Annotated in this window: 14 protein-coding genes and 1 pseudogene; 11 read left to right on the top strand and 4 right to left on the bottom strand. The window is 62.0% G+C overall.

Annotated features, from left to right (window positions below):
* Positions 1-61: 61 nt before the first annotated feature.
* The gene (locus ACT4MF_RS12960) at positions 62-640 is read right to left on the bottom strand and encodes a thiamine pyrophosphate-dependent enzyme (protein ID WP_099255318.1); all 579 of its coding nucleotides are present in this window, start codon (positions 638-640) and stop codon (positions 62-64) included.
* Complete coding sequence (locus ACT4MF_RS12965) at positions 637-1152, bottom strand: hypothetical protein (protein WP_444682918.1); 516 nt, start codon at positions 1150-1152, stop codon at positions 637-639. Before ACT4MF_RS12965 ends, ACT4MF_RS12960 begins: the two co-directional genes overlap by 4 nt.
* Positions 1153-1422: 270 nt before the next feature.
* Between ACT4MF_RS12965 and ACT4MF_RS12970 the strand changes: the two genes are divergently transcribed.
* A complete protein-coding gene (locus tag ACT4MF_RS12970) occupies positions 1423-3048 on the top strand; it encodes a thiamine pyrophosphate-binding protein (RefSeq protein ID WP_444682919.1) in 1626 nt (541 codons plus the stop codon).
* Here the strand turns inward: ACT4MF_RS12970 and ACT4MF_RS12975 are convergent.
* Both ACT4MF_RS12975 and ACT4MF_RS12980 read right to left on the bottom strand, forming a co-directional pair.
* The gene (locus ACT4MF_RS12975) at positions 3045-5072 is read right to left on the bottom strand and encodes a hydantoinase/oxoprolinase family protein (protein ID WP_444682920.1); all 2028 of its coding nucleotides are present in this window, start codon (positions 5070-5072) and stop codon (positions 3045-3047) included. The genes ACT4MF_RS12970 and ACT4MF_RS12975 overlap by 4 nt on opposite strands.
* Complete coding sequence (locus ACT4MF_RS12980) at positions 5069-6814, bottom strand: hydantoinase B/oxoprolinase family protein (RefSeq protein WP_444682921.1); 1746 nt, start codon at positions 6812-6814, stop codon at positions 5069-5071. Before ACT4MF_RS12980 ends, ACT4MF_RS12975 begins: the two co-directional genes overlap by 4 nt.
* A gap of 297 nt (positions 6815-7111) precedes the next feature.
* Between ACT4MF_RS12980 and ACT4MF_RS12985 the strand changes: the two genes are divergently transcribed.
* The 10 genes and pseudogenes from ACT4MF_RS12985 to ACT4MF_RS13030 all read left to right on the top strand — a co-directional run bounded on the left by ACT4MF_RS12985 (position 7112) and on the right by ACT4MF_RS13030 (position 18350).
* Positions 7112-8602, top strand: a complete 1491-nt coding sequence (locus tag ACT4MF_RS12985) for an aldehyde dehydrogenase (protein ID WP_444682922.1) — start codon at positions 7112-7114, stop codon at positions 8600-8602.
* Between the two features lie 227 nt (positions 8603-8829).
* Positions 8830-9699, top strand: coding sequence for an NAD-dependent epimerase/dehydratase family protein (locus ACT4MF_RS12990; RefSeq protein ID WP_444682923.1), 870 nt, complete (start codon positions 8830-8832; stop codon positions 9697-9699).
* Positions 9700-10342: 643 nt separating this feature from the next.
* Positions 10343-11009, top strand: a pseudogene (locus ACT4MF_RS12995) (transposase domain-containing protein).
* 24 nt (positions 11010-11033) lie between these two features.
* Positions 11034-12416, top strand: a complete 1383-nt coding sequence (locus ACT4MF_RS13000) for an ABC transporter substrate-binding protein (protein WP_444682924.1) — start codon at positions 11034-11036, stop codon at positions 12414-12416.
* Positions 12417-12421: 5 nt separating this feature from the next.
* Entirely contained in the window at positions 12422-13336 is a 915-nt protein-coding gene (locus ACT4MF_RS13005) for a branched-chain amino acid ABC transporter permease (protein WP_444682925.1), read from the top strand.
* Positions 13333-14376, top strand: a complete 1044-nt coding sequence (locus ACT4MF_RS13010) for a branched-chain amino acid ABC transporter permease (RefSeq protein WP_444682926.1) — start codon at positions 13333-13335, stop codon at positions 14374-14376. Before ACT4MF_RS13005 ends, ACT4MF_RS13010 begins: the two co-directional genes overlap by 4 nt.
* Positions 14373-15134, top strand: coding sequence for an ABC transporter ATP-binding protein (locus ACT4MF_RS13015; protein WP_444682927.1), 762 nt, complete (start codon positions 14373-14375; stop codon positions 15132-15134). The genes ACT4MF_RS13010 and ACT4MF_RS13015 overlap by 4 nt, the downstream gene beginning before the upstream one ends.
* Positions 15131-15835 carry an ABC transporter ATP-binding protein gene (locus ACT4MF_RS13020; RefSeq protein WP_444682928.1) on the top strand — a complete coding sequence of 235 codons (705 nt, stop codon included), beginning with the start codon at positions 15131-15133 and terminating at the stop codon, positions 15833-15835. Before ACT4MF_RS13015 ends, ACT4MF_RS13020 begins: the two co-directional genes overlap by 4 nt.
* A 398-nt stretch (positions 15836-16233) precedes the next feature.
* Positions 16234-17040, top strand: a complete 807-nt coding sequence (locus ACT4MF_RS13025; protein ID WP_444682929.1) for an N-acyl homoserine lactonase family protein — start codon at positions 16234-16236, stop codon at positions 17038-17040.
* Positions 17037-18350 carry a hydroxyacid-oxoacid transhydrogenase gene (locus tag ACT4MF_RS13030; protein WP_444682930.1) on the top strand — a complete coding sequence of 438 codons (1314 nt, stop codon included), beginning with the start codon at positions 17037-17039 and terminating at the stop codon, positions 18348-18350. The genes ACT4MF_RS13025 and ACT4MF_RS13030 overlap by 4 nt, the downstream gene beginning before the upstream one ends.
* The last annotated feature ends 20 nt before the right edge of the window (positions 18351-18370 follow it).

The raw sequence follows: 18370 nt of genomic DNA on the forward strand, positions 1-18370 counted from the left end.
AATGCCGGTAGCTATGGGATAGTCGCACGCGGATACGATTCCGGTGAGATCGACATGCGGACTACATCGTGTCGGTCGAGAGCGAATCGCGGGCACGCCGGGCGATGTACGGGAAATCGAACGGCGGCCGTGCGTCGGGATCGACGGGGTCGACGTGGCAAACGATGACGGTGACGCTCGCGGATTCGGTGGCGTCTCGGTAGGCGTCCGCGAACGCCTCGGTATTTCGAACGGTGACCGCGTCGAGACCGCTATTTTCAGCGATCCCGGCGAAGTCGGTCTGGCTGGCTTGAAGCGACTGACCGCCCGTCGTTCCGTAGACATCGTTCGCCCAGACGACGACCGTCAGGTTGTCAGGGTCGTATCGCGCGACAGTCGTGAGCGTGCCAAGCGACATCAACAACGACCCATCACCGTCGAGGACGGTGACGGGTTCGTCGGTGCTGATGGCGAGACCGAGGCCGACTGCCGTGGTCACGCCCATGCTTCCCCATTGGTAGAAGTTTCTGGCGCGTTCGGAGTCTGAGACGCTCGCGAGAACGTAGGACGCGACGCCGAGATTCGAAACGACGGCCGCGTCCGGAGTGATGTCAAGGACGGACTCCGTACAAGCGTATTGGTCCGCACGTGCATCCGTCATTCTGTAGCCTCCGACTTCCGCCCGGTGACGGTCTGCTCCAACAGGACGACGTATGGGGACTGCGTGGAGAACGCTGTCTCGCCCGCGAGTGCTACGGTTTCCCGGAGGTCCTCCGAATCAGTGACGACGGAGTTGCGGACACCGACATCGTCGAGGAGCTTGTCCATGTTGTACCCCGCGGGCACCTGCGCGATGTTGAACTCGCCCAGGTTACCGCGGCGCGTCACGACCCCGAGGAAGGGGACGCGCGCCGGGACACTGAGCGATCCGATGGCGTTGAACGTGTTCGCGAGACCGCTCGACTGACAGAGTAGTGCGCCACGGTCGCCACCGACCCAGGCGCCCACGAGTACGCCGATAGCCTCCTCTTCACGGCTGACCAGCACGGTCTCGAACCGGCTGTCATCAACGACCTCATCGATGAGGGCGTCCATCTTCGAGTCCGGGAGATACGCGATCAGATCGACGCCGGCGTCTGCCAGCGCCTCCGCGGCGTCCTTACTCCAAGTCATCGACGAAATGGGATCCGCGGGTCACTCGTGAATCACCTGCCGGTGGGGTCGAGCTGTCGGGCCGGGACATCGACGCGTCGCCGACGGGAGAGTGAGGATGGGTCCTGTCGCGTGTGGTTGCTCGCATACCGCAACCTTCGACGAAGCCATATTCAATGTTCGGGCGGCCGGTGGGGCGATTACCGAGTCGGGGTGGAACAACGCTTATATCGCCACACTCTGTCGGTTCTCTCAGCGAAACGGGGCCACACTCCGGAGTTAACAATACCAATGACCGAGACAGGGAGCACGTTCATACTCGACGCACTGACTGCCGAAGGCGTCACGACACTCTTCGGCCTCATCGGGGAAGGGAACGCACACCTCATCGACGCGACGAACGACCACGACATCGCGTTCCGGTACGCGCGTCACGAGCAGGTGGCCGTCTCGATGGCGGACGGCTACGCCCGCACCACCGGCGAAGTCGGCGTCTGTACACTCACCCACGGCCCGGGCGTGACGAACGGCGCAACCGGTATCGCCGCCGCGGACCGCGATAACGTGCCACTCGTGGTTCTCGTCGGAGACACGGGGTTCAGTGGCCGGGAGACATCCCTCCAGTATCTCGACCACATCACGTTCACCGATCCGATCTCCGTCTATCAGACACGGGCGGAGACGTCAGACACGATCGGCGAAACGCTCCGTCGTGCGTTCTCGGAAGCGCGAACCGAACGTGGTCCCGCCATCGTCGAACTCCCCGGAGACATCCAGAAAGACCCGGTCCCCGACGATACCTACGATCCACAGTCGTCCACGGCCCAGCGCGTCCACGCCGACCCCGAAACAGTCGACGCCGCGGCCGCCGTCCTCAACAGCGCGGACCATCCTGTCATCCTCGCTGGCGGCGGCGCTCGTGCGTCCGCCGCCGCTGACGCCCTCACCGCGCTCGCAGAACGACTCGGCGCACCCATCGCGACGACGTACTTCGCGAAGGGGCTCTTTGATCACGATCACCCGCTCCACTCGGGGATCGCGGGCACGTTCATGACGCCCGCCAACGACGCGTTGCTCTGGGACGCCGACGCAGTGCTCACCGTCGGCGCACAACTGTCGGGGAAATCCACCCGCTATGGCGCGCTCTACGCGGACGCTGACATCGTTCAGGTTGACCTCTCTCCCGACGCACTCGGACGATACCGCGACCCCACGATCGGGGTGCTCGGAGACGCCCGCGCGACGGTCGCCGCGCTCGGAGACCGCATCGGGACGAACCCCGAACGCGTCAACAGGATCGAGGAGACGATCGCGGAAACGGGTCACGTCATCCCGTTCGACGAGCAGTCGGACGGGCCATGCGTGGACCCGCGTGCGCTCACGCTCGCCGTTTCCGACCGCACCGACGGCGACGCCGTCGTCGCCGTCGACTCGGGTAACAACACGGGGTTCCCGGCGGTCTTCCACGAACTCGACGCCGGCGGCCAGATGCTCGTGAACGGGAACTTCGGAACGATGGGGTACGCACTCCCCGCCGCGCTCGGCGCGCAGTACGCCGATCGCGACCGAGATGTCGTCTGCTACATGGGCGACGGCGCGTTCATGCAGGTCGTTCAGGACGTCGAAACTGCGGTTCGTCTCGATCTCCCGGTCGTCTTCGTCGTCTTGAACGACGAGAGCTACGGGATCATCCGCCACCGCCAAGACCTCGAATTCGACCGTGTGACCGCCGCCGATTACGAGAGCCCAGCGTTCGAGCAGGTCGCTCGGGGTCTCGGCGCGCGCGCCGCAACGATACGGTCGACTGATGATCTGGGCGTCCTCGACGAGTTCCTCACGGACAAGCCCGATGTTCCGCTCGTCCTCGACGTGCGCACGAATCCGGATATCGCTCGCCCCGGATTTCCACCGTACTAAAGGTCGATTCGGAGGTTCCCGTCCTCAGAGACTTCTGCCGTGATCTCCGGCGGCAGGAGACTCGTACACCCCGATTCCTCGAGGATTGCGGGACCATCGACCGCCTCACCGACGGCGAGCGCGTGTCGGTCGACGATTGGCGTTGCCACGAACCCCCGATCCGCGAAGTACACCTCGCGTTCACGGTGGGTCTGTTCGCCGCCCGCAACGGGCACCTCATCCTCGACCGGCAGCGTCTCGACCGTCCCGGTGGCACGGAGTGTGACGAGCTTCACCGGCTCGTCCTCCATCGCGTACCCGTAGAGCTGACGGTGTTGGTCGTGGAACCGCTCGATTCCCGCCTCGAAGTTCGCCGCCGTGAACGTCTCTCCAGGGAGCGCGACGGTCAGCTCGTACGCTTGGCCCGCGTACCGGAGATCGAGTTGCCGGGTCACCAGCACGTCCCCAGCGTCGAATCCCTGATCGGTGAACCGTTCGGTGAGCGATTCTTCGAGCGTTTCGAACTCTACGCCCGCCTGCTGTGCATCGAGCCCGTCGCCAGTGTACGCGCGCGACTCGTCCATGCGAACGTCGGCGAGCAGGAGGCCACGTGCGGAGAACACGCCCGGGCTCCGGGGGATCACGAGCGAGTTCATGTCCATGTTCTGGGCGACTTCAGCGGCCTGGAGCGGGCCGGCGCCACCGAACGCGACGAGCGAGAACTCGCCGGGATCGCGGCCGCGCTCGACGGTAACGCGGCGCAGCTCGCGAGCCATCTTCGCATTTGCGACTTTGACCACGTTCATCGCCGCCTCCTCGAGGCTGAGCCCGAGTGGTTCCGCGATCTCGTCAGCAAACACCTCCCTCGCCTTCTCGATGGCCGGTTGTACGTCGCCGTCGAGGAAGGCGCTCGGGTCGATGCGACCAAGCACGAGATTCGCGTCCGTCACCGTGGGGTCGGTCCCACCGCGGCCGTAACAGATCGGTCCGGGATCTGCGCCGGCGGATTTCGGGCCGACACGAAGCCCGCCACCAGCGTCGATCCACGCGATACTCCCACCGCCTGCTCCCACGGTGTTGATGTCGACGAGCGGGGTGTTGATCGGCAGGTCGTTGATCTCGCCCTCCGTGGACCGAACGAGGTCGCCGTCCTCGACGACGCTCACGTCCGCGCTCGTGCCACCCATGTCGAGTCCGATAGCGTGTTCGAGGCCTTCCGTCCGGCTAACGTCACGGCAGGCGACCGCTCCCGCGGCCGGTCCGGAGAGGACGGTCCGAAGTGCGAAATCCGTCGCCTGCTCCGTCCCGAAGATACCGCCGCCGGAGTGCATCACGTTCAGCGGCACGTCGATACCGCGCTCCGCGATCCCGACGTCGAGGCGACCGAGGTAGTCTTGGATCGTGACCTTCACCGCCTCGTTCAGCACCGTGGTGACGGTTCGGTCGTACTCGCGGGTCTCCGGGTAGACGGCGGAGGAAAGTGCGTAGCTGAGGTCGGTTTCTTCCGCGATGAGTTCGCCGACCCGGCGCTCGTGGTCGTCGTTCAGGTAGGAGAACAGCATCGAGACGACGACCGAATCGACACCCGAGTCCGCGAGTTTGTCAACGGCCGCACGAACGGCGTCCTCGTCGAGCTCGTCGACGACGTCCCCCTCCGAGTCGATACGACCGGGGACGCCGAGTCGGTGACGCCTGTCCACGAGCGCGGGTGGTTTGTCCGCCTGTAAGTTGTAAAGCTCAGGACGGGTCTGGTCCCCGATCTCCAGGACATCACGCAACCCCTCGTTCGTGATAAGTCCGAGGTCCGGTATCTCGTTTTCGAGGACAGCGTTGGTTCCCACCGTCGTCCCGTGGCTCAGGAACTCGACGCGGTCCGGGTCGGTGTCGGTCTCTTCCAGGATCTTGTCGATGCCGTTCAACACGCCGCGGTCGAAGTCCGGGGGGGTGGACGGCGTCTTCGTGATGTACACCTCGTTCGCGTCCACGTCGTAGAGGACGACATCGGTGAACGTCCCACCGGTGTCGACACCGATGCGCACGCTCATGCGTTCTCACCCGTCCTGTTCGCGGCCACGTCACGGAGCTCTCGACGCCGCTCCGCGGTCGCTTCCTCGTCGATACTCTCGTCTTCGATGACGACGCCATACTCCTCGCGGGCTTTCTCCGGGGAGACCTTCTCGTCGAGAACGTCGTCGAGGACGTCGGTCGGGTCTCGCTCCAGGGGGTCCCCATACCCGCCACCGCCGGGCGTCTGAACGCTCGCGACATCGTCAGCATCGAGCTTGGTCGTCGACTTCGACGCCAACACCTCCTCATCCGCCGTTCCCGGGTTCCGATAGAACCGGGAGGGCCGAGCAGAGTGCCCGCCGAAGATCCCCCACGGCTTGGAGCGTGTCCGGTCCGTGAGCAGCGAAAACGACGCCTCGTGATCGTAGAACTGGAGGTCGCGGCGGACGCCGAGCCCGCCACGCTGGCGACCCGCGCCTTCCGAGTCCTGAATCAGTTCATACCGGCGGACGTAGACGGGCAGTTCGTCCTCCAGTTCCTCGATAGGGCTGTTCGCAGTGTTCTGGAAGTGCGTCTGTACCGCGTCCATCCCGTCTTTCTCCAATCGTCCGCCGTAGCCGCCCGCGACGGTCTCGTAGTAGACGTAGTCGTCGTCGTCCCGAGGATCGGTCCCGCCGTACGCGACGTTACACACCATTCCTTTCGTCGCGCCGATGGTCTGCTCGGGGACGGCATCCGCGAGCGCCTTCGTCACGAGATCGCCCGCGCGCATCGGGATCTCCCAGCCGCCCGCCACCGGGCGGTTGTAGGAGGGGTTCACCATCGTTCCCTCAGGGGTTATCGTCTCGAACGGCCGGTAGAACCCGTCGTTCTTCGGCAGATCCTCACCGATGAACGCCATGATGACGGCCATCGTTCCCGCGAACGCCATTGCGGGTGTACAGTTCAGTGGCCCTTCGTTTTCCGCTGCGGTCCCGGTGAAGTCGATACGCATCTCGTCGCCATCGACCGTCAGCGTGAGCACGAGCGTCACGGGTTCGTCAACGATACCGTCGCCGTCCATCTCATCGCTCGCCGAATATTCGCCGTCCGGGAGCTCTTCGATAGCTGCGCGGACTCGGCGTTCCGTGTAGTCGAGCAGTTCATCCAGGTAGGTCTCGACGCGCTCGCGGCCGTTTTCCTCGTGGAGTTCTGCGAACCGCTGTTCGCCGATCCGGTTCGCCCCGAGTTGTGCCTGATAGTCGCCGCGTCGCATCTTTGGCTCGCGGACGTTCCGCAGGATGAACGAGAGGGTGTCCTCGTCGTACTCCCAGTCTTCTACTGCGTGAACGCCGGGGATGATCAGGCCCTCGCCGTAGAGTTCCGTGCTGTCGTTGGGGATACCGCCAGGGGTGCCCCCGCCGATATCGACATGATGTGCTGAGTTCGCGGCGTAGCCGATGATTTCGTCGTCGTGGAACAGCGGCGAAATGAGCATCACATCCGGAAGGTGGACGGCGCCCTTGTACGGGTCGTTGATAAGAATGCCATCGCCCGGTTCGAGGTCGTCCTCCCAGTCGGGAACGTTCCGCGGGACGACGGAGACGAGGGACCCGATGTGTTGGGGGGCGATGTCGTGTTGAGCGATATGCCTGAGGTCGGCGTCGAACAGTGCACACGTGTGGTCGCGACGAATCTTGATGTTCGTCGAGTACGCGGTTCGTTGGAGCGTGACGCCCATTTCCTCGACGACACTCTTCAGTGAGTGTCTGAAAATTTCGAGGTCGCCAGTATCTACCATACCACCTCCTCCCATACCAGACGGAATAAACGTGTGGGTGGGTCGCGGAAAATCCGAGGCGAAAGCCCCGCGCTTAATCGCGGGGAGGAAGCCGGCCAACAGTATTCAACCGGCGACGATGGCACAGACGGAGCTCCAACACAATCGTTGGTCAGTTCTCCTGCATCGGTAGTTGCCTTCGTTGGATCACCAAGGACACCGTTTTCGGTGAACCAGTCCGCGCACCCTGCCGTCCGCGGAGTTTGCGGACAGTCTTGTCGCAGAAAGAGTTATTGTGACCTGTTATCACATGCCTGTATGACTGACATCGAGAGCTACGACCAGTTCATCGACGGCGAGTTCGTCTCCTCGGAGAGCGATGACCGCGCCGAAGTCAAGTTCCCGTACGACGGCGAACCATGGGCGACCGTTCCGCTCGGAACCCCCGGCGATGTCGACCGCGCCGTCGCCGCCGCACGGGATGCCTTCGACCGTGACGACTGGGGCGGCCTCCAACTGAGCGAACGCGCCGGCCTGCTCCGAGAGGTCGCCGCGGTCATCGACGAGCATGCGGACGAACTCGCGGAACTCGAAACCCGACAGAACGGAAAACTCATCCGCGAGATGAGCGGACAGATGAACTCGCTCGGCGATTGGTTCCGTTACTACGCCAGTCAGTGCGAGACCCGTGAGGGCGACACCATCCCCGTCGAAAGCAAGAACGGCGAGATGTTTAATTACGTTGTCAGCGAGCCGTATGGCGTCGTCGGCGCCATCACCCCGTGGAACTCCCCGCTCCTCCTCACCGCGTTCAAGCTCGCGCCCGCGCTCGCCGCCGGCTGTACGTTCGTCCACAAACCCAGCACGCAGACGCCCGTGAGCGCGCTCCGTCTCGCCGAACTCCTCAGCGAAGAGGCCGGACTCCCCGCCGGCGTCTACAACGTCGTCACCGGCAGCGGCAGTACCGTCGGCGACGCGCTCGTCAATCACGACGGCGTCGACAAAGCCTCCTTCACCGGCAGCACCAGCGTCGGCCGCCACATCGGGAAGACCGCGGGCGAGAACCTCATCCCCGCCTCCCTCGAACTCGGCGGGAAGAGCCCGAACATCGTCTTCGCCGACGCGAACCTCGACAATGCAATCAACGGCGTCATCAAGGGTATCTTCGCCGCGACCGGACAGACCTGCCTCGCGGGTTCGCGCGTGTTCCTCCACGAGGACATCGCCGACGAGTTCGTCGATCGGATCACCGAGCGCGCCCGCGACATCACCCTCGGCGACCCACGTGATCCTGAGACCGAGATGGGGCCGGTCGCGTTTCGCGGACAGTGGGAGACCGATCGGGAGTACATCAGGACCGCAGTTGAAGAGGGCGCAACCCTCCGGTTCGGCGGTGATCAGCCTGACGACCTCCCCGGCGAGTGCTTCCTCGAACCGACCATCCTCACCGACGTGGAGAACGACATGACCGTCGCCCAGGAGGAGATCTTCGGTCCCGTCGCGAGCGTGCTCACGTTCGACGACGAGGATGACCTCGTCGAACGGGCGAACGACACGGACTTCGGGCTCGCCGCGGGCATCTGGACCGAAGATTTCCGGAAAGCCCAGCGCGTCGCCGAAGCCCTCGAAGCGGGAACCATCTGGATCAACGAGTACCGTACGCTCACCTACAACTCCCCGTTTGGTGGGTACAAGGACAGCGGTCTCGGCCGCGAGAACGGTCACGAGGGGTTGGAGGAGTATATGCAGACGAAGAGCGTCTGGGTCGACCTCGCCGGGGAGGTCGAGGATCCCTTCACGCTCGGCTGACGTGGACCGCTTCCGTCCCACGTCGTCGATGCCCGTACGGCTTCGACCGCAGAAGACGCCTAGACGAACGACGTGGCTCACGGGTCGGTCGTCGGGTGAACGGCAGCGAAGATGCGGACGCCGGCAGGCGGGTCCTCGGTGGGGAGTCGGAGAAGCGCCCTCTCGACGGCGTGTTTTTGCTCCGCTGCCCGAAGGTATTTAATAATAGATTCACCTCCTTTCGCCGTATGCACATCCTCATCACGGGGGCGAATGGCACAGTCGGCAGTGCGATTATCGATCAGCTCGGAGCGACGGACGAGTACGAGTTCACGTGTCTCGACGTCGAGGACCACCCCGACCGAGAGACCGTCGTCGCGGACATTACGGATCGAGACGACCTCCGTGGCCACTTCGATGACGTAGACGCCGTCATCCATCTCGCTGCCGCCGTCGACCTCAGTGGATCGTGGGAGAAAATTCTCCAGAATAACATCATCGGAACGTACAATGTCCTCCAGGCGGCCGCGGAAGCCGAGGTGGAGAAGTTCGTCTTCGCGTCATCCATCCACACGGTGGGAATGTACGAGGTTGAACTCTCACCGGAGATCTACGACCCGGAGTACGATCTGACGGTCACGCACGAAGACCCGGTCCGGCCCGACTCCTTCTACGGCCTCTCAAAAGTGTTTGGGGAGGGCGTGGGACGGCTATTCGTCGAGAGTCAGGAGAACCCGCTCGGCGACCTCCACCCGACGTACGTGACGAACACGCGAGAGTACCCGACGAGCTTCTACGCGCTTCGCATCAAGACCGTGCTCGGTGAGGAGTACGACCACCCGTACGGGCTCGCGGAGATGGGCGTCGACGAAGGGTGGTGGGAGCGCGACAGCGAGGAGTACGGATACATGGCGGACCGGCTGAAGTGCACGTGGCTCTCGCACCGCGACCTCGGCCAGCTCGTCGACTGCCTGCTCGGACACGACGAGCCCGGGTTCGACATCTTCTGGGGCGTCAGCGGCAACGATGGGACCTGGGTCGATCTCACGTACACGCGGGACCGTCTGGGATACGAACCCCAAGACAACGGGGCAGAGTGGGACGCTCCGCCCGAATAACGGGAGAGTCTCCGCGGGTGTGTGCAGCGATCGATGCTCAGTCGGACGTACTTTCGAAGCGGCGATCGGCGCTGGTCTCGGTAGCGTTGCCGTAAGGGATGAGACGGTCGACTCTGTTGAGAGTCTATGCTACAGAGACAGTGTCGTCTGAGACACCCGGTCGCTGAAGAGTGCTTATTGATCGAAGTCGCTTCGACATAGGGTATCGCTGATTTCCAGCTTCAGTTTTCTGATGTGCCGAGGTACCCCGCCGCCTTACGGCAATTCTCTATAGCCATTGCCATCCAAGACGGTGTATCACGATAACTGCCAGTGCTCCAAAAACTACCAGAGCCGCCATGTAGAGGATCATTATTACTCCCATTTGTTTCATTGTCATCTCGCCTTGAAGGGCATCTGAAATTCTCATAAGATTACATAACAGCCCGACTTAATAAATCATCACGGAGTTCTATACACTCGACGACGCATTATAAATATTATAACAATTCATCCAGTAACATACGCGGCTACCTCGGAGAAAGCCGCAGTGCATTTGCCCGGGTGTCTGTCGGTTCGTAGCCTGTACTGACCACACCCGGTCAGAAGAGATCATTTCCTAAGGATGTCAACAAAGCCAGGCGGTCAAAAGATCGAGTGCGCTATGCACAGGTTCGAGCGCCGCAGCCGGAATAGCGGTTGTATCGAATCAAATTTTCTGGGACGAGCGACGACGCCCGAGTCGGCGATGAAGTTCGGTATCCAACTCTATCTAGCTGAACTATCACTTTTGCGTACAGTGTATGTTTGGACAGCCGGGTGTCGGTCACCATCGAGCCTCCGTCCATCGGCGGGCGCAAGAAACCGATCTACAGCCGACAGACGGTGTCGATCCGAATCATGTCGCGGTCGATGAACCGATGGTCCAGCTCAATCCTGCGCGATGTTGGCTGGACGCTGCTGTCGATTCCGACATGAACCGCCTGCTCTATCTCCGACTGTAGTCGACGAGCGATACTGCGGTTTCCTCACCGTTTCTCGCTGGATTACGTGAGAAACGTCAGATTGAGGACCGGATACTTCCCGTCGGCGGTGCCCCGTGGTTGCAGGCGACCTGTCATCGTCACGGGCTCCGAGTCCAACACGTCACACAGGGGGATCGGAATGCCGTCGAACATGTCTTTCGTGAAGTAAAACGGTAAACAGATAAATTTCCAAATACGTTTAGCCGTTGCGAACCAGCCACCGCTGAGAATTGGTTACAAGCGTTCGCCTTCGCATGGATCAGCGTGTCTAACCACTGTCTGTTTCCTGACACAAGTTTTATTTAATCACATTCAGGTGTTCTAGTACAGATGTTATCTAATAACAATACACATGCAAGTCGTCGCGCGGTTGTCACCATCACCGGGGTCGGCGGTATCGCGGGTCTCTCCGGCTGTGTCGGGTTCGGGGGGAACGGCGACGGAGGCGACGGAGACGACGGAGGGAGCAACGGCGGAGACGGCACCGACGACACCGACGGCACCGACGGTGGAACGGGCGATACCGACGTCCCCGAGACGATCACGCTCGGACAGCCGGCGTCGCTTAGCGGCCAGTGGGATTTCCTCCAGCCTGGCATCTCACAGGCGACTGACGCCGCCGTCAACCATATCAACGAGGCGGGCGGCCCACTCGACGCGGAACTCGAAGTCGCCCGCCGCGATACCGCGGTCGATCCACAGGAGGCGCGGACCGTGGCGACACAGTTGGTCGAGAACGACGATGTCGCGGCGATCGTCGGTCTGTTCTCGAGTGAGATCAATCCGCTCTGGGATTTCCTTCAGGATCTCTCGACGCCAGTCATCACTCCGTGGCCTGGATCGACATTCCTCGATACTCGCGGCGGCGATAAGGGCACCCCGGAGGACATGAGTGACGACGAATGGGTGTGGCGAACCGTCGTCGGCGACACGGTCCACACGAGCGGGAGCGCCGCCTTCGCGATCGAGGAAGGACTCAACACCTTGGGTGTAATCAACGGCACCACCGAGGGAGAGCGGAGCTACGTCGAGGGATTCGTCTCTGCCTACGAAGCCAACGGAGGGACGGTCGCCGAACGGGTAGAGGTCGAGCTCGGTGCCTCAAGCTACCAATCAGCGCTTAGCCGCTTGTTCGAGGCTGAGTTCGACGCGTTCCTCATGAGCCTCCCACAGGAGTCGGCGATCACTGCACTGAGCGATTGGTCCGACGGCGGATACGGTCGACAGCCGATCCTTTCGGACACGCTGACATCGCAGGCGGTGCTCGATCAGGTTGGCAGCGATCTCAACGGTGCCTGGGGAGCCACGCCCGGTCAATCCGGGCCGAATTACGACACGTTCGAAGAGATCTACACCGAGGCGGGTGATGCGGATATCAACGCTTGGACGCCACCGGCTTGGGACGCGGTGCAAGTGGCTGCGCTCGCGATCGAGCGAGCGGGCGAGGCCACGCCGGAAGCGATCCAACGAAATCTCGGTCCGGTCAGCAGAGGCGAGGGGACAGCGGTCAGCACGTTCGCCGAGGGGAAAGAGGCGCTCGCGAACGGCGAAGAGATCACCTACCAAGGCGCCGCAACCCCGGTCAACTTCACCCAACACGGCAATGTGTTCGGAACGGTCAGCATCAACACGGCACAGGACGGCGAGTTCACTCAGACGAGTGAGGTCTCCGCCGCGGACGTCCGGAGTTTCGTCGAGGAAGGCCAGTACTGATCTCGATGGGGCTACTTCAAAACATTATTTTCGGGGTGATAACGGGCTCGTACATCGCGATCGCGGCGATCGGCTTCAATCTGATCTACGGAATCGTGAACATGATCAACTTCGCGTACGGCGAATACCTGACCCTCGGTGCATTCATCGGGTTGTTCGCGGCGACCGCGTTGCCGATCCCGCTCCCGGTCGCCGTGCTCGTCGCGATGGCCGGCGGCGGACTGGTGAGTATCGTACTCGCACGCGCGTTCTTCACGCCGATAAATCAGACCGGGCCGGTTCCGTTGCTGCTGACGTCGATCGGTCTCGGGATCGCCCTTCGAAATGCCATCCGCCTCGTCGCGGGGCGTGAGGCCCGGTACTACGACACCGAGACAACGACGTTCCGATTCGATGCGGTTCCGGACCTCTCGGTCGGCTCCGTGGATCTCCTCGGGGGATTCTTCGTTACCTCAAAACAACTGATCGTTGTCGCGTCTGCAGTCACCGTCTTCGTCGCGATTTACGGACTGCTAACGCGGACGGACGTGGGGATCGCGATGCGAGCGATGGGCGACGACGAGAGCCTCGCGCGGGTTCGGGGAATCGATACCCAACTGATCCGTGACAGTGTTTGGGTGCTCGCTGGCATCCTCGCCGGGCTCTCGGGCGTGCTCTTGGCCATTCAGACGAATGTGAGCGCGACGACGGGGTTCAGTCAGATCCTCCAGATCCTCTCGGCGGCCATCCTCGGCGGTGCGGGGAGCCCCTACGGCGCGATCGTCGGAGCGTATCTCATCGGAATCGTGTTGGCGCTGTCGACGGCGTTTCTCCCGTCGGGGATGAGCGGCCTCTCCTCTGCGATCGCGTTCGGCATTCTGATCCTCGTGTTGCTCGTTAAACCGAGCGGGATCGCGGGAGCGGAGGTGCGTGAGGCATGAGCCTCCTCGATCGGGTCCCGACAGGCAACGGTGACCTGGCCCTCCTTGCGGGGGTCTGTTGTGTGCTCATCGGCGGCCTGTTCGCGTTGACGCCGCTTCGGGCGCAGCTTCCCAGCGCGCTGTACGTCTTCGTGGAGGTCGGGATCCTGTTCGTTATCTACGGGCTACTCGTGCTCGGACTTGACCTCCAGTACGGTCACACCGGCCTCGTCAACTTCGGTCACGTGGCGTTCTTCGCGGTTGGCGCGTACGGGACGGCGATGCTCTCTGCACAGGACACCTTCGCTGGCATCGGGCTTGGATACCCTTGGCCCCTCGCCCTCGGCGTGGGCGTCGCCGCTGCTGCGCTGGTCGGACTCGCCGTCAGCGCCACCTCGATCCGGCTCCGAGGGGATTTCCTCGCCATCGTGACTCTCGCCGCCGCCGAGATACTCCACTCAGTATTTGTCAACTTCGAGGGGATATTCGGAGGCAACGTCGGAATCCTCGGCGTTCCGCGCCCGATCGCTGCGCTCGCCGGCGACGCCGATACGCGGCTGATCGCGACGCTACTCGTTATCGGCGGCATCACGTTGGTGGCACTTGCCGGTGTCACCCGACTCACAAGCGCTCCGTACGGTCGCGTGCTCCGGGCGATCCGGGCGGACGAGCTCGTCACCCGGTCGGTCGGCAAGTCCACAGTCACCTACAAGACCCAAGCGTTCGTCTACGGGGCGGCCCTCGCGGGGCTCGCTGGTGGACTGTTCGCGCTCTACAACGGCGCGGTCGCGCCAGGGTTCTTCACGATCCAAGTGACGGTTACGGTGTGGATCGGGATGTTGCTCGGCGGCGCCGCGAACCATCGGGCTGTGCTGGCCGGGTTGGCGATAATCATGGGGTTGCGGCTCATCTCGCGGTTCGCGCTCGACGTGACGCCGGTTCCCTCTGACGTGTTCGCCTCGATTCGGCTTATCGTGGTCGGGCTCATCCTCGTCACCGTGATCCGGTACCGGCCGGCTGGTATCTGGGGCGATGCTCAGGAACTGGGGGTGGACCGATGAGTCTCCTGTCTGCCGATGCACTCGTGAAGGAGTTCGGGGGCCTGCGAGCCGTAGACGGGCTTTCAGTGTCGGTCGATGCGGGTGAACTCGTCGGCGTGATCGGCCCGAACGGCGCGGGGAAATCGACCTTGTTTAACTGTATCAGCGGCGTCGTCACGCCGGACGAGGGGGTTGTTACGTACGACGGGACGGAGGTGACCGGCGACCCGCCGGAGGCGCTTGCCAGGCGCGGGCTGGTTCGAACGTTTCAGGCCACGAGAGAGCTCGAGACGATGACCGTTCGTGACAACGTTCGGCTCGCTGCTCCCGACCAGCCCGGCGAACAGACTGTCCCTGCGCTGGTTCGAACCGAGTCGATGCAAACCGTGGAGCAGTCCGTGCGAACTCGAGCGGACGAGTTGCTTGAGACGTTCGAACTCGATCATCTCGCCGACGAGTACAGCGCGAACCTCTCCGGCGGCCAGCGGAAGCTTCTGGAACTCGCTCGGGCGCTGATGTTAGACCCCAGCGTGCTCATGCTTGACGAGCCGTTCGCTGGTGTGAATCCGACGCTGACAGATGAGATCGCCGAACACATACGCGAACTCAACGAGAACGGCATGACGGTCGTCATTATCGAACACGAGCTCGAGACGCTGACCGAACTGGTCGACCGACTGGTCGTGCTCCAACAGGGACGAGTCCTCGTCGACGGACAGCCGGAAGACGTGTTGTCGGACGATCGCGTCATCGAGGCGTACCTTGGGGGTGGAGTGTGAGTCTGCTTGATATCGACGACCTTGACGCCGGATACGGCGACATCAAGGTGCTGTCCGGAATACATCTCCACGTCGAGGACGGAGAGTACGTTACCATCGTCGGACCCAACGGTGCGGGCAAATCGACCGTGATGAAGGCGATCGTCGGAATCGCAAGCTGTCTCAGCGGAACGGTCACATTCCGAGGCACCGATATTGCCGGGATGGCACCTGAGGAGATCGTTCACGAGGGGATCGGCTACGTTCCTCAGTCGAACAACGTCTTTCCGACACTGACCGTTGAAGAAAATCTTCGGATTGGGGCGTACGTGCTGGAGACGGTTCCAGAAGAGCAAAAACAGGCGGTATACGACCGATTCCCAGTCCTTGCGGACCGTACCGACGAGAAGGCCGGATCCCTCTCAGGCGGCCAGCAACAGATGCTTGCGATGGGATGTGCGTTGATGCTTGATCCCGACGTGCTGTTGTTGGACGAGCCGAGCGCGGGGCTCGCGCCTGACCTCGTCGGTGACATGTTCGACCGTATCGACACGATTAACGACGCGGGAACGACCGTGCTGATGGTCGAACAGAACGCCAAGGAGGCACTTCGACGCTGCGATCGCGGCTACGTCCTCGCCAACGGTGAGAACCGGTACGAAGATGACGGCGACGCGCTACTCAACGACGAGGAGGTCCGGCAACAGTTCCTCGGCGGGTGACCAGCCGTCTCCGGTTCAGTTTCCGTGGACGGGAACTCGTTCGACGGAACGACGCCGATGGACCGACGGCCAAGATGGGCGAGTTCGTCTTCGTCGCCGTCTCCCGGAAGTTCGTGAATCCGCCCACCGCATTGACCCCGATCAAAATTGGCCGTTCGGAGCCGCTTCAATCGACAGCCAGTGAGCACTGAGAAGGTCGACCCTGACAGTATTGATCGTAATCTCCCGAAAAGAAACACGCCAGCGGTGGGCGCAAAAAAGAGGATGCCTCCACGTCGTTGCGTGTCCAGCGGGAAGTCGGATACTACGAAGAGCTCGACTGTATCTTTCTAACTTGGTCTGAACACCGTTCCCGAAACGACATTAATTTTTAGTATATTAACAAGAAAAGCCGAGGCATGGTAGACGCTGAGATACACGTCATCGACCGCGGTGGGTTGTACTGCGATATGAATTATATGATGGAGGCCAACACGATCGGCTCACATGAGGAGCCGAATCCGGACACTGAATACGAGGAGATCCCGGTGTGGAGCCTTGTCATTGACCATCCCGAAGCAACAATTCTGTGGGACACCGGCTCCCACCACAAGGCGGCCGACGGTCATTGGCCTGAAGGACTCGTTCAGGCATTCTACCCGCATGATGCCAGTGAACACCGACTTGACGACGACCTAGAGGCGGCGGGATATTCGATCAGTGACATCGACGCGGTGTTCCAGAGTCACCTTCATCTTGACCACGCCGGTGGGCTGGAATTCTTTGCTGGTACCGACACGCCAGTGTATGTCCACGAAGAGGAGCTGAAATTCGCGTACTACAGCGCAAAGACAGATGAAGGCAGCGCCGCGTACGTCCTCGAAGACTTCGATCACGACCTCAATTGGCACGTACTGCACCGTGACCGCGAGGAGCACTTCACCGACCTGGAGTTCGTCCGGTTCCCGGGTCACACGCCAGGGCTGACCGGCTCTGTGGTCCACCTTGACGACGACGGGACAATCGTGTTCACCGGTGACCAAGCGTACATGGACGAAAACTACAACAACGGGACACCTCTCGGCGGACCCCTCATCTGGGGCAAAACAGAATGGGCCGAGAGTATGGATCAAATTCACGAGTTAGAGAGACGCCACGATGCGGAGGTCGTCTTCGGGCATGATCCGGAGCAGTTTGAAGCGATACAACCGGGGTGGGGGCTGTGAGCTACAATCGTTCCGTCTCAGCTGATCCTCATGAGCTCTCGCCGGAAACCGTCTGGGAAGTACAGATGCCCGCAATTCGCGTCGGTGCCGGCGCGGCTGACGAACTCGGCTATCAACTTGATCAGATCGGAACGACCGGCGATCAGCGGGGGCTAATCGTCACCGACGAGAACCTGGTTTCGGTAGGCCACGTTGGCCGGATCGTCGACGAACTTGAATCTGATGGCTTTGACGTCGATGTGTTTGACGGTGTTGAGCGGGAGCCCAGTATTAGTGCTGTGGAAGCGTGTATCAACTTCGTCCGTGAAGAGATGGGTGAAGGTGGATACGACTTCTATCTCGGGCTCGGTGGGGGCAGTTGTATGGACACCGCAAAGGCGACCCGAGCGGTCGTCGCTAACGGGGGGGACGTACTCGACTACGTGGCAGCACCGACGGGTGCTGGCGAAACACTCACAGACTCTGGAGCGCCGCTGATTCTGCTGCCGACAACGGCGGGGACCGGGTCGGAGATATCTCCCGTCGCCATCCTCTCAGTCCCCGAAAAGAACATTAAGGAGGGGATTTCGAGCCCCCATGTCCGCGCTGATGCGGCGGTACTCGATCCGACACTCACGACGACTCTCCCTCCGGATCTCACGGCGAAGACCGCGATGGACGCTCTCGGCCACGCGATTGAGGGATACACAACGCATCGCTATGACAATCTGCTACGAGCCGAAGATCCGGCTGACCGCCCCGTTTACGCCGGACGGACGGGATTCACAGAGATGTTCAGCGAGAAGGCGATCGAATTGCTCTCTTCGAACGTTCGCCGCGTTGTCAACAACGGCGATGATATCGAGGCGCGGGGCGCAATGTTGAAAGGAGCGCTATTCGGGGCAATCGCCGGGCTTACGGCAGGTGCGAGCCTCGCACACGCGATGGCTTATCCGGTTGGAAACAACTATCACACCAACCACGGCGAGACAATCGCAGCACTCACGCCCGCGAGCACGCTGGGCTACAACGTCGCCAGTGATCCGCCGCGATTTGCAGAAGTTGCGGAGATGCTCGGCGCTGACACCTCCGGGATGAGTACACACGAAGCTGCGAATAAGGCCCGCGAGGAGTTCGTCAATCTCCAGCGTGACCTCAACGTTCTGCCGAGTGGACTCAATGAACTCGCTGGAATCACCACCGACGATGTTGGAGAACTTGCGGAGAGCACCGTCGAGAGTCAACAGCGACTTCTGCGGTGTAATCCGCGACCCGTGACAAAAGATGATGTCGAAGAGGTGTTCCTGGACGCGCTTCACAATTGGAAGTGACGGTGGGTTCTCTGCGTCGT

The sequence above is a fragment of the Halorubrum sp. FL23 genome (assembly GCF_052439115.2).
Taxonomy (GTDB): domain Archaea; phylum Halobacteriota; class Halobacteria; order Halobacteriales; family Haloferacaceae; genus Halorubrum; species Halorubrum persicum.